Source organism: Pseudomonas sp. EYE_354, assembly GCF_023148575.1.
In the GTDB taxonomy this organism is placed as follows: domain Bacteria; phylum Pseudomonadota; class Gammaproteobacteria; order Pseudomonadales; family Pseudomonadaceae; genus Aquipseudomonas.
On sequence record NZ_JAHXNQ010000020.1, the window covers coordinates 83,784 to 101,992 of the forward strand.

4 protein-coding genes are annotated in these 18,209 nt (G+C 63.6%); all 4 read left to right on the forward strand.

The window, feature by feature from the left end; genetic code table 11:
- Nucleotides 1–175: 175 nt before the first annotated feature.
- The 4 genes from KZX66_RS23410 (at nucleotide 176) to KZX66_RS23425 (ending at nucleotide 18,196) form a co-directional block, all read left to right on the forward strand.
- Entirely contained in the window at nucleotides 176–10,462 is a 10,287-nt protein-coding gene (locus KZX66_RS23410; RefSeq protein ID WP_248083616.1) for a non-ribosomal peptide synthetase, read from the forward strand.
- A complete protein-coding gene (locus tag KZX66_RS23415; protein ID WP_248083617.1) occupies nucleotides 10,459–13,620 on the forward strand; it encodes an amino acid adenylation domain-containing protein in 3,162 nt (1,053 codons plus the stop codon). Before KZX66_RS23410 ends, KZX66_RS23415 begins: the two co-directional genes overlap by 4 nt.
- A 177-nt stretch (nucleotides 13,621–13,797) precedes the next feature.
- Nucleotides 13,798–16,230, forward strand: coding sequence for a TonB-dependent siderophore receptor (locus tag KZX66_RS23420; protein ID WP_248083618.1), 2,433 nt, complete (start codon nucleotides 13,798–13,800; stop codon nucleotides 16,228–16,230).
- Between the two features lie 244 nt (nucleotides 16,231–16,474).
- A complete protein-coding gene (locus KZX66_RS23425) occupies nucleotides 16,475–18,196 on the forward strand; it encodes a ShlB/FhaC/HecB family hemolysin secretion/activation protein (protein ID WP_248083619.1) in 1,722 nt (573 codons plus the stop codon).
- The last annotated feature ends 13 nt before the right edge of the window (nucleotides 18,197–18,209 follow it).

The window sequence follows — 18,209 nt, forward strand, 5'->3', positions numbered from 1 at the left end:
ATGACGCGTTGGGCCAGGTAAACGCTGTTTGCGCGTTGAGCCATTTGACGCGCCGTTTTTCATGGTGGGACGCGCCGTCCCACACCCAAGCCGCCGCTAATTTTTCTTTGCGAGATTCGTTTTATAGGGACGACGTGCCTTTGTGCTTCCTGCCTATTGCTCCGGATCCCAACAAATGAATGCTGAAGACTCCTTGAAACTTGCTCGCCGGTTTATCGGGTTGCCCCTGGAAAAACGCCAGCTGTTCCTGCAAGCGCTGCAGAAAGAAGGGGTGGAATTTTCTCGGTTTCCGATTCCGGCAGGTGTCGAGGTGGAGGATCGCCAGGCGCTGTCCTATGCACAGCAGCGCATGTGGTTTCTCTGGCAATTGGACCCGGCCAGCGGTGCCTACAACTTGCCGGGCGCGGTGCGGCTCAGGGGCACGCTGAACCTGAAGGCGCTGGAGCAGGCGTTCGCCAGTCTGGTGGCGCGGCACGAAACCTTGCGCACGGTGTTCCAGCGTCAGGCGGATGAGCGCCTGTTGCAGGTGGCGGTGGCGCCGGTGCTGGCGGTGGACGGGGTGGATCTGAGCAACTTGGCGCCGGCCGAGCAGGAGCAGGCGGTCAACGCGGCCGCGACCCGTCAATCGGAGCTGCCGTTCGACCTGGAGCATGGCCCGCTGCTGCGTGTGCAATTGCTCAAACTGGCGGCGCAGGAGCACGTGCTGCTGCTGACCCTGCACCATATCGTCTCCGATGGCTGGTCGATGAACGTGTTGATCGAGGAGTTCATCCGCTTCTACGACGCCCATGAGCGCAACGAAGCGCCGCAACTGCCGGCGCTGCCGATCCAATACAGCGACTACGCCCTCTGGCAGCGGCGCTGGCTGGAAGCGGGGGAACAGGCGCGGCAGTTGGAATATTGGCAGGCACGCCTGGGCACCCAGCATCCGGTGCTGGAGCTGCCCACCGACTACCCGCGTCCCGCCATGCCCAGCTACCGCGGCACCCGTCACACCTTCGCGGTGGACACCGGGCTGCTCGAGCAATTACGCGCCTGTGCCCAGCAGCATCAGGTCACGTTGTTCATGCTGTTGCTGGGGGCGTTCAATGTCCTGCTGCACCGCTACACCGGGCAGGGCGACATCCGTGTCGGGGTGCCCATCGCCAACCGCAACCGCGGTGAAGTCGAGGGGTTGATCGGTTTTTTCGTCAACACCCAGGTGCTACGCACTGAACTGACCGGGCAGACCCGCGTTGACGAATTGCTGCGCGACGTCAAGGAAGCGGCGCTGGGCGCCCAGGCCCATCAGGACCTGCCCTTCGAGCGGCTCGTCGAAGCGCTGAACGTCGAGCGCAGCCTGAGCCACACGCCGCTGTTCCAGGTGATGTACAACCACCAGCCCCATGTGGCCGATATTTCCACGATCAGCACCGCGTCGGGCCTGGAATTAAGCACGGTGCAGTGGCAAGGCCGCACCACACAGTTCGACCTGACCCTGGATACCTACGAACAGTCCGGCACCCTGCATGCCGCGCTGACCTATGCCGATGACTTGTTCGCGCCGTCCACGATCGAACGCATGGCCGGCCACTGGTTGCGCCTGTTGCAGGGCATGGTCGACGACGCCCGGCAAACGGTTGGTGCCTTGCCACTGCTGGACCCGCTCGAGTACCGACTCATCATCGTTGACTGGAACCCCAGCCAGGACACGTTTGACCGGCACCTGTGCATCCACCAGCGCATTGCCGCCCAGGTGGCGCAGCACCCGCACGCGCTGGCGGTCACCTGCGGCACCCGCACCCTGAGTTACCAGCAGGTGGACCAGCAGGCCAACCAACTGGCCCATCTGTTGGTCGCCAGTGGCGTTGGCCCGGAAGTGCGTGTCGGCGTGGCGATGACCCGTTCCGAGCACCTGCTGGTCGCACTGCTCGCGGTACTCAAGGCCGGCGGCGCCTACGTGCCCCTTGACCCGGATTACCCGGCCGAACGCGTGGCCTACATGCTCGAAGACAGCCGCGCCTTGGTGCTGCTCACCGAACACGCGGTGGCCGCCAGCCTTCCTGCCGCGACCGGCACTCAGGTGGTGCTGCTTGACGACTGGCCCGCGCTGCTGGCGCCGTGGCCGCTGACGGCACCCGACAGAGACGTGACACCGGACAACCTGGCCTATGTGATCTACACCTCGGGCTCCACCGGCAAGCCAAAAGGCGTGGCGATTGCCCACCGTAACGTGCTGGCCCTGATCGACTGGTCGCAGCGCGTTTACCGTCAGGACGACATGCAAGGGGTGTTGGCATCGACCTCGGTGTGCTTCGACCTGTCGGTGTGGGAGCTGTTCGTCACCCTGGCCCTCGGCGGCTCGCTGATCATCGCGCGCAACGCCCTGGAGCTGCCGGACTTGCCGGCGCGTGACCAGGTGCGCCTGATCAACACGGTGCCGTCGGCTATCGCGGCCCTGCAACGCACTGCGCAGATCCCGGCCGGTGTGCGCATCATCAACCTGGCGGGCGAACCCCTCAAGCAAACGCTGGTGGAGGCGCTGTATCAACAGCCGGGCATCGAGCACGTCTTCGACCTTTACGGCCCTTCTGAGGACACCACTTACTCAACCTTCACGCTCCGCACGGCGGGCGGCCGCGCCAGCATTGGCCGGCCGATCACCCATACCGCCGCGTACGTGCTGGACGCCGAACTCCAGGCCGTTCCCCAAGGCATCTGCGCCGAGCTGTACCTGGCGGGCGCCGGGATCACCCGTGGCTATTTGGGGCGCGCCGCGCTCACGGCGCAGCGCTATGTACCCAACCCGTTCGCCGTGGACGGCGAGCGCCTGTACCGCACCGGCGACCTGGTGCGCTACCAGGACGGCGGCGTGTTGGAATACCAGGGGCGTATCGACCACCAGGTCAAAGTGCGCGGTTTTCGCATTGAACTGGGGGAAATCGAAGCACACCTGCTGCAACACGAGGGCGTGCGCGAGCTGGCGGTACTGGCCCAGGACAGCGCCAGTGGCCAGCAACTGGTGGCCTGGATCGTACCGTCCGACGCCGGCGTGCTGGAGGATGCCGCCGCCCAGCAAAGCCTGCGAGAAAGACTAAAGGGCGCGCTCAAACAGGTGTTGCCGGCGTACATGGTGCCCAATCATTTGTTGTTCCTCTCGCACCTGCCCTTGACCCCCAACGGCAAGCTCGACCGCAAGGCGCTGCCGGCCTTCGACGCCAGCCAGCCGCTGCGTGAACATGCCGAGCCGCGCAACCCGGTGGAAAAGGCCCTGGCGGCGATCTGGCAAGCGCTGTTGGGGCTGGAGCGTGTCGGCCTCGACGATAACTTCTTCGAGCTGGGCGGCGACTCTATCGTGTCCATGCAGGTGGTCAGCCGTGCGCGCCAGGCCGCCATCGGCCTGAGCCCCAAGCATGTGTTCCAGCACCAAACGATCCGCAGCCTGGCGCAAGTCGCCGAGCAACGCCACGAGCCGCAGGTCGACCAAGGCCTGGCCAGCGGGGCCGTGGTTCTCAGCCCGGTGCAGCAATGGTTTTTTGCCCTGGATATTCCCCAGCGCCAACACTGGAACCAGTCGTTGCTGCTGGTGCCTCGGCAGCCGGTGGTGCCGGCACTGTTGGAGGATGCCCTGCAACGCCTGGTGCGCCACCATGACGGTTTACGCCTGCGTTATGAGCCTGGCAACGATGGCTGGCAGCAACACTACGCCGAGCACACCGACGCGCCGCTGTTGTGGCAGCGCCAGATAGACAGCGCCGACGCGCTGACCGAGGCGTGCACCCATGCTCAATGCAGCCTGGATCTGCAGCAAGGCCCGTTGCTGCGCGCGCTGCTGGTGGACATGCCCGATCACAGCCAGCGCCTGTTGCTGGCCGTTCATCACTTGGTGGTGGATGGCGTGTCCTGGCGGGTATTGCTTGAAGATCTGCAGCAGCTCTACACCGGTGCTGAACTGGCGCACAAGACCAGCACTTATCAGGACTGGAGCGCGCGCCTGCAAGCGTGCGTGCCACGCTTTGTGCCGCAACTGGACTACTGGCAGACATCGCTCGGCGGCGCGCCGGTCCACGACCTGCCATGCGACAACCCCCATGGCGCGTTGCATCAAGGCCTGGAGCGCAAAGTCACGTGCACCCTGGATGCCGACACCACGCGCCAGCTTCTTGCCCAGGCCCCGGCGGCCTATCGCTCGCAGGTCAACGACCTGCTGTTGACCGCGCTGGCCCGCGTAATAACGCGTTGGAGCGGGCAGGGCAGCACCCTGATTCAGTTGGAAGGGCATGGTCGCGAGGACCTGTTTGACGGCCTGGATCTGACGCGCACCGTGGGCTGGTTCACCAGCCTGTTTCCGGTCACCCTGACCCCCGCCGACGACGTATCGACTTCGATCAAGGCGGTCAAGGAACAACTGCGTGCCGTGCCCGACAAAGGCGTGGGTTACGGCGTGTTGCGCTACCTGGCCGAACCTGCAGTCGCCGCGACGTTGGCGGGCCTGGCGCAGCCGCGTATTACCTTCAACTACCTGGGGCAGTTCGACCGCCAGTTCGATGAGCAGGCGTTGTTCTTGCCGTCCAGCGAAGGCCATGGGCTGGCCCAGGACCCTCTGGCACCGCTGGCCAACTGGTTGACCGTGGAAGGCCAGGTCTACGGCGGGCAATTGTCGATGAGTTGGGGCTTCAGTGGCGAGATGTTCCAGGTCTCGACCATTCAGCAACTGGCCGACGATTACGCGGTCGAGCTCAAAGGCCTGATCGAACATTGCTGCGTCACGCCCGCCGGGCAAGTCACGCCGTCCGACTTCCCGTTGGCGAACCTGACCCAGCAGCAGCTTGACCAGTTGCCGGTGCCGGGGCCCGCCATCGATGACATTTACCCGCTGTCGCCGATGCAGCAGGGCATGTTGTTCCACACGCTGTATGCACAGGGCGACGACACCTATGTCAACCAGTTGGCGGTCGATGTCGAAGGCCTGGACGTGCAGCGTTTTCGTCAGGCCTGGCAAGCGACGCTGGAGGCCCATGACATTTTGCGCAGCGGGTTTATCTGGCAGAACGGCAGCGAGCAACCGCTGCAATGGGTACGACGCAGTGTCGAGCTGCCGCTGACGGTACTGGACTGGCGCGACCGTTCGCCCGCCGCGCGGGATGTCGAGGCGTTCGCCGCCGAGGATCGCCGGCAAGGCTTCGACCTGGCACAGGCGCCCTTGCTGCGCTTGACCCTGATCCGCCTGGATGAACAGCGCTATCACCTGATTTATACCCACCATCACATCCTGATGGACGGTTGGAGCAACGCGCAGTTGCTGGCGCACATGCTCGCCCGTTATGCCGGCGAGCCCTCGGCCAAGGCGCCAGGGCGGTACCGCGACTACATCCAATGGCTGCAGCGCCAGGACGCGGCGGCGAGCCAGGCGTTCTGGCTCGAGCGCCTTGGCCATCTGGATGGCCCGACCCTGCTGGCCTCGGCGCTGCCGCGCCAGGACGCGCCGGGCCGGGGCTATGCCGAAACCGATCTGCTGCTGGAGGCCTCAGCCACTCGGCGCCTGGCGACGTTTGCCGGTGAACAGAAGGTCACCGTCAACACCTTGGTACAAGCCGCCTGGCTACTGCTGTTGCAGCGCTACACCGGCCAGCAGTGCGTGACGCTGGGCACCACGGTCTCCGGACGTCCGGCGCAGTTGCCCGGCATCGAAGAGCAGGTCGGCCTGTTCATCAACACCTTGCCACTGATCGCCGAACCCCAGGCGCACCAGTCGGTCGGTGAGTGGATTGTCCAGGTCCAGGCGTTGAACCTGGCCCTGCGTGAGCACGAGCACACGCCGCTGTACGACATCCAGCGTTGGGCCGGCTCCGCAGGCGAGGCGTTGTTTGACAGCATCCTGGTGTTCGAAAATTTCCCGGTGGCGCAGAGCCTGCAGCAAGGCGGCAGCGACGGGTTGCGGTTCAGCGCCGCGCAGAATCACGAGCACACCAACTACCCGCTGGCCCTCACCGTCCACAGCGGCGAACGCCTGTCATTGAGCCTGGGCTATCAGCGCGAGCGCTTTGGCGAGCAGACCGTCGAGGGGTTGCTCGGGCACCTGCGGCATCTGCTGGAGCAGTTCGTCAACGCCCCGGCGCAGGCACTCGGACAGCTGTCGACGTTGTTGGCGGCTGAACATCAGGCCATGGTGCACGCCTGGAACCCACCGCAAGACGCCCCGGCCGATGCCTGTGTGCACCAGACATTCGAGGCCATGGCGCGGGCATGCGGTGCAGCCCCTGCGCTGATCTTGGATGCGCAGCAGTTGTCCTATGCCGAGCTCAACCGGGACGCCAACCGGTTAGCGCACACGTTGCGCGAACTCGGGGTTGGCCCGGATGTGCTGGTGGGTGTGGCGGTGGGGCGCTCCCTGGACATGATTGTCGGCCTGCTGGCCATCCTGAAGGCCGGCGGCGCCTACGTGCCGCTTGACCCGCAATACCCGAGCCAGCGCCTGGGCTGGATGATCGAGGACAGCGGCCTGCACCTGTTGCTGACCCAATCCGACCTGCAGGCGCAGTTGCCGATTCCGGCAGGTGTCCGCGTGCTGTGCCTGGACACCCGCGAACAATGGTTGGCCGATTCCCCGTCCCATGACCTGACGAACCTGGCCCAGCCGACGCACCTCGCGTATGTGATGTTCACCTCCGGCTCCACCGGCCGCCCCAAAGGCGTGGGGATCAACCGGGGTTCCGTGGCGCGGCACGTGCAGGTGATGCAGGCGCTGTTCAAGTTGACGCCTGAAGACCGTGTATTGCAGTTCGGTACGTTCAACTTCGACGGTTTTGTCGAGCAACTCTACCCGGCACTGTGCACCGGCGCCTGTGTGGTGCTGCGCGGCGGCGAGCTGTGGGACAGCGAGACGTTCTACCGGCAGGTCATGGCCCACGGCATCAGCGTGGTCGACGTGACCACCGCGTATTGGCACATGCTGGCCCGTGACTTCGCCGCCGTCGGGCCGCGCAACTATGGACGCCTGCGCCAGGTTCACGCGGGGGGCGAGGCGATGCCACCGGAAGGGTTGCATGCCTGGCGTGACGCCGGGCTTGGGCACATTGCGCTGTACAACACCTATGGCCCCACCGAGGCGACAGTGACCGCCACGGCGCTGGACTGTGCCGACTACGTATCCGGCGCGCGGGCCATGCCGCTGATGATGCCGATCGGCAGGGTGCTCGATGGCCGTGCGATCTACATTGTGGACGATGCGCTCAACCCGGTGCCGGTGGGCGTCGTGGGCGAGCTGCTGATTGGCGGTGAGCTGCTGGCGCGCGGTTACTTCAACCGGCCGGCCCTGACCGCGGAAAAATTCATTCCCGACCCGTTCGGCAGCGGGCGTTTGTACCGCACCGGCGACCTGGCGCGCTATCGCGCTGACGGGGTGATCGACTATGTCGGACGTGCCGACCATCAAGTGAAAATTCGCGGGTTCCGTATCGAACTCGGCGAAATCGAAGCCCGTGTGCAAGCGTACCCAGGGGTTCGCGAAGCGTTGGTCATGACCGTGGAGGGGCCGGGCGGCTTACAGATTGCCGCGTGGGTGGTGCCGCGCGAGGCCGGGCTGGTGCACGCCGAAGCAGAGGTGCAGGGCGTGTGGCGCGATGGCCTGCGAGCGCAGCTCAAGGGGGTGTTGCCCGACTACATGGTGCCGACTCACCTGATCCTGCTGGCGGGCCTGCCCCTGAGCCCCAACGGCAAGCTGGACCGCAAGGCGCTGCCACTGCCGGACCTGAACCAGGGACGTACGTCGTACCTGGCGCCGGTCACGCCATTGCAACGGCAACTGGCGGCGATCTGGGAGCAGGTCTTGCAGGTGCCGCAAGTGGGCCTCAGCGATCATTTCTTCGAGCTGGGCGGGCATTCGCTGCTGGCCACTCGTGTGGTGTCCTGTGCCCACGCCGCAGGGCTCGATGCAGTGCGCCTGCGCGATGTGTTTGAGTGCGCACAACTGGGCGCCCTGGCTGAACGCCTGGAACAGCGCCGCGTGCAGGCCGAACCCAAACGGGCCCTGCCGGCCTTGACGGCGCAGCCACGAGAGGGCGTGCTGCCGCTGTCGTTGGCACAGCAGCGGCTTTGGCTGGTGGAGCGTATTTCCAGCGACAGCGCCGCCTACAACTTGCCGGCTGCACTGAGTGTGCGCGGCGAACTGGACCTCTATCGCTTGCAGCGCAGCTTTGTGCAACTGATGGACCGCCACGAAATACTGCGCACCAGTTACCACGAAGACGAAGACGGCAACCCTTTGGTGCGGGTCGCGCAGCAGGTGGACTTGCCGATCCGCCTGCTGGATATCAGCGACCTGGACGCTCAGGCACGGCAGCAGGCGAGGCAGCAATGGTTGCTCGACTGCGCCGCCGAGCGCATCGACCTGGAGCAGGTGCCGCTGTTGCGTGTGCACCTGCTGCGCCTGGGGGCGGGCGAGCATCTGATCTTCTTCGCCATGCACCACATCATCTCCGACGGTTGGTCGATGGCCGTGCTCGTGCAGGAATTGCTCGCGTTGTACGACGGCTCGAAACCCTTGGCGGCGTTGCCGGTGCAGTACCTCGACTATGGGTTCTGGCAGCAACGCTTGCTCAACGAGGGTTGGCTGGCCGCCGACACTGCCTATTGGCGCGAGACGCTGCGAGGCGCGCCGGCCTGCCTGCCATTGCCCCATGACTTTGCGCGTCCGGCCCAGCCGAGCCATGACGGCGATGGCCTGGCGTTGCGCCTGCCGGCGCCGTTGTATCAATCGATCAAGACCCTGGCCCAGGAACTGAGCTGCACGCCTTACTTGCTGATGCTCGCGGCGTTCCAACTGATGCTGCACCGGACATGCGAGACCGCGGATCTGGTGATCGGTACCGACATCGCCGGTCGTCAGCAACAGGCGCTGGAAGGTCTGATCGGGTTCTTCGTCAACGTCTTGCCGATGCGCTCGCGGCTGCTGCAGGAGCAACCGTTCAGCGACTACGTGCACACGGTGAGTCGCGACGCGTTGCACGCCTTCGAGCACCAGGAACTGCCGCTGGACCTGATCATCGATGCCTGCGCGGTGGAACGTATCAAGGGTGTCAATCCGCTGGTTCAAGTGCTGTTCGTGATGAACAACACCCCCAACGCGACCTTGCAGGTCGATGGCTTGGAATTGGAGCCCGTGGAATTAAAAGAGCGCCACTCGAAATTCGAGATGGGCCTGTTCGTTGAAGAACTAGGAAATAGCCTTGTTTGTCATTGGTCTTACGCCGTCGCGCTGTTCCGTCGCGAAAGCATCGAAAGAATGATGCGCAGCTGGATCGGGATTCTCGAGCAAGCGGTGCAGGACCGACACACACTCTCAGGAGAATTCGTCATGTCTGCTGCACAACAAGTGCCTGCCACGGAAAAGGTCGCAAGCAAAAAGTTCGACAAGCTCAACAAGTTCCTCAAGAAGGGCCCTGCGGCAGCCCCGGCCGGCGCGGCGCAGGTGCGGTTCTCGCCGTTGCGCCCGGATCAGGTGTTCCCATTGCTGGCGCAACCGGCGGACAGCGGCCTGGATGTCATCGAATGGGTGCGCAACAACCGCGCACTGGTGGAAGAAAAACTCGCCAGTCACGCCAGCATTTTGTTCCGCGGTTTCGCCCTGAACGGTATCGAGGAATTCGAGCAGTTCGCCGAAGCGTTGCAGCCGGGGCTCTACGGTAACTACGGCGATCTGCCGAAAAAGGACGGCGGCAAGAATACCTACCGGTCCACGCCGTACCCGGAAAAGAAAATGATCCTGTTCCACAACGAGAGCTCGCACCAGGACCGTTGGCCGCGCAAGCAGATGTTCTATTGCGAGTTGCCGTCGCCGGTGGGCGGCGCGACGCCTATCGTCGATTGCCGCGAGATGTGCCGCCGGCTTCCGGCGGACCTGCTGGCGAAGTTCGAGAGCAAGGGCCTGCTCTACGTGCGCACCTTCACCGACAAGCTCGACGTGTCGTGGCGGCACTTTTTCAAGACCGACAGCCGTGAAGAGGTCGAAGCGCGATGCCGCGCCGCCGGCATCCAGTGGCAGTGGCTGGACAATGATGAATTGCAGACCCGCACCCACTGCCCGGCGGTGATCCGCCATCCCTTGACCGGTGCGCGTTCGTTCTTCAACCAGGTGCAGTTGCACCACATCTACTGCCTGGACGCCGACGTGCGCGACGACCTGATCGGCCTGTTCGGCATCGATAACATGCCCCGGCACGTCTACTACGGGGACGGTACGCCCATTGAGGATGAAGTGATGGAACTGGTGGGCCAACTGTACGAGGCGTGCGCGGTGCGTTTTGACTGGCAGCAGGGCGATGTGGTGTTGATGGACAACATGCTCGCCGCCCATGCGCGCGATCCGTTCGAGGGGCCGCGCAAGATTGTGGTGGCGATGGGCGATATGTTTGATCGGGCCGATCTGAATGCCTGCTCCACAGCGCCAAACCGCCAGACGCTGGAAGAGGAGGTGGGCCAATGAGCACTGCCTTTGACCAGGCCCTGAGCCCGGAACAGCAGGCCGCCCTGGGCACTGCCGCCGAGGGCCGCCATTCGGCCTTGTTGTTGCTGATAGAGGTGCGTGGCGAGCTGGACCCGGCGCGGTTGCAGCGCGCGGCAGACCAGGTGCTGGCCCGGCAGCCGATCCTGGCCACCCGCCTGATTCGCGTGGCGAGTTATCGCGGTGTGCGCCAGACCCTCGAGCCGCGTGCCCATTGGCCGCTGGTGCTGGAACCGGCGGCGATGCCGAACCTCGCGTCGTTTGAACAGCATATGCGCGACCTCCAACAGCAGGGGTTCGCCGAAGATGCACAGCCGTTGGCGATGCTGCATCTGTGCCGTCTGGGCGAGCAGCATTACGGTTTGGCGCTGCGTATTTCGGCGCTGCTCAGTGATCGTAACGGGTTGCAGGTGTTCCACCGTGCTTTGCACCAGGCGTATGCGGCCGATGAAACCACGGCGATCGACGAAGAGGCCGCGCAGTACGCCCAATACGTCGAGTGGCGCGGGGAAATGGCTCAGGATGAAGATGCCGCCAGCGGTCGCGATTACTGGCGGCAGCAGGGCACCGCGGCCGCTCCGACCCTGGCCTGTCGGCGCCACAGCCCGGCGGGCGCGCAGGTCAGCAACCGCCTGGCGGTAGACCTCGACTCTGACCTGCAGCGCGGGCTTGGCGCTTACGCACAGCACCTGGACCAGCCGCTGGAGCGGATTGCCAGGGCCGCGTGGTGGGGCCTGTTGGCGCGGATCAGCGGCCAGACCCGCATGCAGGTGGGCTGGCGCCACGATTGTCGGCTCGATTATGAGTTTTTTGCCGACTGCATGGGCCTGTTCGAAAAAACCTTGCCGCTGGTAATCGACGTGCCGTTGCAGCACAGCCTTGGCCAATGGTTGCCGACCCTGGACGCGCAGGCACAGGCGCACCTGACCTGGCAGGAGCACTGGCCGGTGGAGGCGCCGCCCAGCGCCGCGCACCTGGCGTGTGGCTTTGCCCACGAAGGCGTGATGGCGCCCGTGACGGTGGGGGGCGGCAGTTGGTCGGTGGTGGCGTTGGACGACGGCGTTGCACCGTTTGAACTCGAACTGCGCTTGGTCGAAGCGCGGGCCTTGCACTTGCGCTTTGATCCGGCGCATTACGACGAGGCGTCCATGGCGGCGCTGCTGGAGCAATATCAGACACTGTTACGCAGCCTGCTGGCGAACCCCGCCACGGCGCTGGCAGACCTGGGGTTGATCAGTGCGCGGGAAGGTGCGCTGCAACAGCAGTGCATCGGAGCGCCCTTGTCGTTGCAGGGGCCGAGTCTGCCGACACGCATTACCGAGTGGGCCCAGCGTACTCCCGAGGCGCCGGCGTTGAGCTTTGCCGGTACTCAATTGACCTATCGCCAAGTGGATGAGCGGGTCGAGCAACTGGCGCGGCACTTGCGCCTTCAGGGTGTGCAGCCGGGCGATAGGGTTGCGCTGCTACTGCCGCGCTCGTTGGAGCTGGTAATCGCCTCTCTTGCTGTGTGGCGCGTCGGCGCGGCATGGGTGCCGCTTGACCCGCAATGGCCGCAGCACCGCCAGGCGCTGGTCATCCAACAGGCCGGTGCCGTGCGGGTACTCAGTGACGCCGATCACGCAGACGGCGACGTGGCGGTGGTGCGCGTCGACGGGTTACCGCCGCTGGATCCTGCCGAGCGATTCGATTGGGCGCCGGCCGCGCTCGACCAGCCCGCTTACGTGCTGTTCACCTCCGGCAGCACCGGTGTGCCCAAAGGCGTGGTGGTCGAACATCGGCAATTGCTCAACTATGTGCAGGCGTCTACGACAGCGCTGGGCCTGGCTGAGTGCAGCGCGTTTGCCATGACCTCCACGGTGGCTGCCGACCTGGGCCACACCACGCTGTTTGGCGCGCTGTACCTCGGCGCTGCGCTGCATATTGCCAGCGACGAGCACATGCAGGACGCCAAACGCTTTGCCGATTTCCTGCGTACTCACGCGGTCGACTGCCTGAAAATCGTGCCGTCGCACCTCAGTGCCCTGCTCGATCAGGACAGCACTGACTTGCCAGCCACGCTGGTGCTGGGCGGCGAAGCCGTGGCGCCAGGCCTGGTCGAGCTGATATTCAAGGTGGCGCCGGCGTGTCGCGTGTTCAATCACTACGGGCCGACGGAAACCACGGTCGGCGTGCTGTATCAACCGCTGTCGCGTAACAGCGACTTGAGCGCCGGCGTGCCGTTGGGACGGGTGTTCGACGGTTGCGCGGTCTACCTGTTCGATGAACACCTGCGTGAAGTGCCCTTGGGTGCCGTGGGCGAGGTGTATATCGGCGGTCAGCAAGTGGCGCGCGGCTACCTGGGTGAGCAGGGGCGCGACGCGTTTATCGAGCACCCGCGGCGCCCCGGTGAACGTCTGTATCGCAGTGGCGACCTGGGGCGCTATCGGCCACAGGGCGGTGTGCAATTGATGGGCCGGCGCGACCATCAAGTCAAAGTGCGGGGGTTCCGTATCGAACTGACGGAGATCGAACAGGCCTTGCTCGCGCTGCCGGGCGTCGCCCAGGCGGTGGTGGTGCCGTGGCGCGCCGGTGCCGCCGTGGACGGCGATGTGCAACTGGTTGCTTACGTCGAAGCGCAAGGAGCCTCTGGGCCCGACTGGGCCGACGAGCTGCGTGCAGCGTTGGCGGCCAGTCTGCCGGCGGCGATGGTGCCCACCCATTGTTTCGTGTTGGATCACCTGCCTCGGTTGGCCAACGGCAAGCTGGATCGCCAGGGCCTGCCGGCGCCTGAGTCATTGTTGACGGCACAGGTGCATGTCGCGCCCAGCAGCGCGCTGCAAACCCTGCTGGCCGAGGGCATGGCGCAGTTGCTGGGGATTGAGCGACTGAGCGTCGAGCAGAACTTTTTTGCCATCGGCGGGCATTCGTTGCTGGTGATCAAGCTGGTCTCGGCCCTGCGCAAGCAATTGCAGCTCGAGGTGCACCCAGGCGTGGTGTTCGACCACCCCAGCGTGGCCGAGCTTGCGGCGGCACTGACCCGCGATGAAAGCGTCCCGGGCGCCCTGGAACGTACCGCCCAGGTGCGTTTGAAGCTCAATAGCCTGTCGCCGGAGCAGCGCGAAGCGCTGTTGGCCAAGTCCCGCGCCAACGCTACTGCGTAAGTCCTTAGCCTGCGCGCCCGACGAGGGCGCGCAGGCTTTTTCGGTGACGACCTGCTTTTTTCGCAAAAAAACTTTCCGGTTTTACGGCGATGATCCGTCTCATGTCTGACTTCAAACAAGTAGCATTCTCATTCGTGATAGGTGTTACTGACCAACCTCACTCATAAGGGCATATAAATGTCTGCTGAACGACACACCACCACCGCACTGCGGCGGTCTTTCGATGCAATCATGGGGCGTTCCACCTTCACTGCGGCAGTTTTCGGCCTGTCCCTGGGGCTCTCCGGCTCCCTGGCGGCGGCAGAACTGAACATTTCCGCCCAGTCACTGGAAGGGGCATTGCGTGAGCTGGGCCAGCAATCCGGTCGTCAGATCCTGTATTCGCCGGATCTGGTCCAAGGCAAGCGGTCGGTCGCCCTGCGCGGCGATCTGGATGTGTCGTCGGCGCTGCAACAACTGCTGCGCGGCACGGGCATTTCCTATCGAATTGAGGACAACACGGTATTGCTCAGCGGGCCACCGGAAGACGGCGCGCTTCAACTCGATGCTGTGAAAATTGGCGGCCTGGCGATGGGCCAGACCACCGAAAACACCGGTTCCTACACCACCGGCGCGGCCACCACCGCCACCAAGTTGCCACTGAGCCTGCGTGAAACGCCTCAGTCGGTCACCGTGATCACCCGCCAGCAGATGACTGACCAGGGCCTGGGCACCATTTCCGATGTGCTGCAGCAAACCCCGGGCGTGGCGGTGATGCACGATGACAGTGAACGTTTCAACTTCTACTCCCGTGGCTTTGCGCTCAATAACTTCCAGTATGACGGCGTACCCACCTCGGACTTCACCACCAACACCAATGGCCTGGGTGTGCGGGACATGGCGATTTACGACCGGGTCGAGGTCGTACGCGGCGCCACCGGTTTGATGAGCGGCGTCGGCAGCCCGGCCGGTGTGGTCAACCTGGTGCGCAAGCGTCCGACCAAAGAGTTCCAGGGCTACCTTTCCGCCAACGGCGGCACCTGGGACCGTTATCGCACCGAGATGGACTTGTCCGGGCCGCTCACGGAAAACGGCGCGTTGCGCGGTCGCGTGGTCGCGGCGTACGACGATGCCAACTCGTTCATCGATTACTACTCGTCGAAAAAGAACGTGTTCTACGCCATGGGTGAGGCGGATATCAGCGACAACACCATGATTTACGGTGGTATCGACTATCAGAAGATCAACTCCAACGGTTCGAGCTTCGGCCAGTTGCCGCTGTTCTACTCCGACGGTACGCGTACCGACTTCTCCCGTTCCAAAAGCCCGGCGGCCAAATGGGCCTACGGCGACAGTGAAAGCACCAAGTACTTTGGTGGTGTCGAGCATCAGTTTGACAATGACTGGATGCTGCGTGTCGAAGCCAGCCACTGGAAAGGCGACACCGAACAACTGCAGGGCAACATCATCGGCTGGGGCCCTTACCCCGACCGAACGACGCGCCAGGCCCAGTTGTTCCGCAGCCACAAGACCTACGTCATCAACACCGATTCGGTCGATGCCTATGCCACCGGGCCGTTTTCCCTGTTCGGTCGCTCCCACGACCTGATCCTGGGGCTCAACGTCAGTGACCGTCGCTCGGATTACTTCTCGGAAAACGCTGACCTGAACTCCTCGCGCCTGAGCGTGGACTTCGACAGCTGGGGCAACAACCCGCCCAAGCCTACGTCCTACGCCACCTGGACCACCCAGGATTACCACATCAAGGAAGTCGGTGCGTTTGGCGCCGTACGCCTCAAGCCTACCGACGATCTGTCGGTGATCCTCGGCAGCCGCGTGGTCAACTACAAGCGTGAAGGCGAGCTGGGCTACAACTCGGACCCGGCAAACCCGGACCACGATGACGCGAAGAAAACCGGTAAGGTCATTCCTTACGCCGGCGTGGTCTACGACCTGACCGAACAGCATTCCGTGTACGTCAGCTACACCGACATTTTTGAACCGCAAAGCAACATCGACATGAGCGGCAAGGTCTTGGAACCGATGGCCGGGAAAAACTACGAGGCCGGTCTCAAGTCCGAGTTCTACGGTGGCGCGCTGAACACCAGCGTCGCGGTGTTCAAGACCAAACAGGACAACTACGCGCAGTACGTTGGCAGCACCGACCAGGGCCTTGACGCCTATGAAGGCGTGACCAACACCACCACCGGTTTCGAACTGCAGGCGTCCGGCGAAGTGTTGCCGGGCTGGCAAGTGCTCGCTGGCTTTACCTATTCCCGGCCGCGGGATGAGCAGCATCAACGTCTCGACACCCAACGCCCGGAGCGTCAGTTCAAACTGGCCAGCACCTACAAGCTCGACGGTGCGCTCAAAGACCTGACGGTTGGCGGTAATCTCAATTGGCAGGGCAAGACGTACTACGTCGACAGCTCTCTGGAAGCACAGGCCAAGGAAGGCAGCTACGCCGTGGTGGGCCTGCTGGCACGCTACGACATCGACAAGCACCTGAGTGCCTCGCTCAACTTCAACAACATCTTCGATCGTCAGTACTACTCGGGCTATGGTCTGTACAACAGCTATTACAGCGGTGATCCGCGCAACATAATGGTGGGGCTCAAGTACCAGTTCTAATCCTGGCAGCCGCCTCCGATACCCCCGTGCCGCAAGGCTCGGGGGTATTTTTTTGCGATTCGAGTAATGGAGGCGCGGGTTATTTTTTGGTTAAGCAATTGATATCAAAGGACATGACCTGAAAAGCCGATTTTCTTCTGTCTCTAGATCGGAATAATTACTTACAATTTAATTGGCGCCATTAAATTGCCACCATAGGATCGCCGCCAGTTGATGGCATAACGCCATGCGGAGGGATCTGGAAATGTGGCGTTCGGTACCTCGGGCCAGGCTCAGCCTGCTGTCCGCTTTTTTTTGCCTGGGATTAGCTGGGACGGCTCAAGGTGCCACCCCGCAGAACACGCCGGGCGTCACCGACCTGATCCGTGATCGTCAGGACCGCCTGCTCGAAGAGCAACAACGGCGCCTCGAAGAACTCAAGGACCTGCCCGGCAAGGCCGCCCCTCCTGCAAAGCCGACAGCGCCCGCCGACACCCGTTGCTTCCCTATCAAAACCATCGAACTCACCGGTGCCGACGCGCTGTCTGAAGGCGAGCGCTCCAGCCTGCTCAAGCCCTATATCGGCCAATGCCTCGGTGTGCCGCAGCTAAATGAGCTGCTCAAGGTCATCACCGACCGCTACCTTGAGAAAGGGCTCGTCACCAGCCGCGCCTACCTGCCGCAACAGGATCTCTCCAGCGGTAACCTCAAGGTGCAAGTGGTCGAGGGCCGACTGGAAGGAATGAAGGGCGCCGAAGGCAGCGGCATCACCGACCGCCAACTGTTCATGAGCTTCCCAGGCAAACCGGGCGACCTGCTCAACCTGCGCGAGATCGAGCAGATGGTCGATCAACTGAACCGCCTGCCATCGAACCAGGCGCAGATGGAATTGGCGCCGGGCAAGGCCGTCGGCGGCAGCGACGTGCTGGTCAAGAACACCCCGCAAAAGCCTTGGCGCGTCGGCCTGTCTCGTCACAACGGCGGCCAACGCAGCACTGGCGAACAGCAGTGGGGCGCCAGCCTGGACTGGGATAACCCGCTGGGCTTGGCCGATCAATTGTCGCTGCGCGGCGGCCACGATGCGCTCAGCGATCACCAGAAAACCTCGCGCAATTCGATGCTCAATTACAGCCTGCCATTTGGCTGGTGGAACCTCAATTACAGCTACAGCGAAACCGAATATCGCTCTCTGGCCCAGGCCAGCGGCTTCAACTTCAAGCAGTCCGGCGACAGCCAAAACCACCAGTTGCGCCTGGAGCGGGTGATCCACCGCGACGCCCTGAGCAAAACCTCCCTCAGCACCGGTGTGGCCTACCTGCGTACCAACAATTTTATCGAAGACAGCAAACTCGCCCTGAGCAGCAACCGCCTCAGCGAAGCCCAGTTTGGCATCAACCATGGCCGACGCATTGGCGGTTCGTTCCTCAACATCGACCTGGGCATGCAGGACGGCATCGGCGCGTTCGACGCCCAGGCCAACCACAACCCACGGCCCGGCCAGGCCGATGCGCGCTACCGCAAATACACCGCGACCCTGAGCTACCTGTACCCGTTCAAGCTGTGGGGCGAGTCGTTCAGTTTCAGCAGCCTGATGACCGGCCAGCGCAGCGAAGACGTGCTGTTCAGCCCGCAACGCATGAGCCTGGGCGGGCAATCGTCGATTCGTGGCTACAAGGATCAAAGCCTGGCCGGCGACAGTGGCGGCTACTGGCGCAACGACCTGCGCTGGAGCCGCCCGGTGACCTGGGCCTGGATCCAGCCGGCGTTCAGCGAGTACGGCACCAGCCTCGGCTACGACCAGGGCGTGATCAGCCATGGCCGCTACAACGCCGAACAGCACGGGCGCATGACCAGCAATTCGCTGGAGCTGTTTGCACGCAGCCAGAACGTCGCCGCCACGGTGACCTTTGCACACTCTTTGGAACGCCCGGGGCCGATCACTGAACGTGAAGCGCCGGTCTATTTTCGCCTGGATTTCTCCCTTTAAATTTTGACCGCCC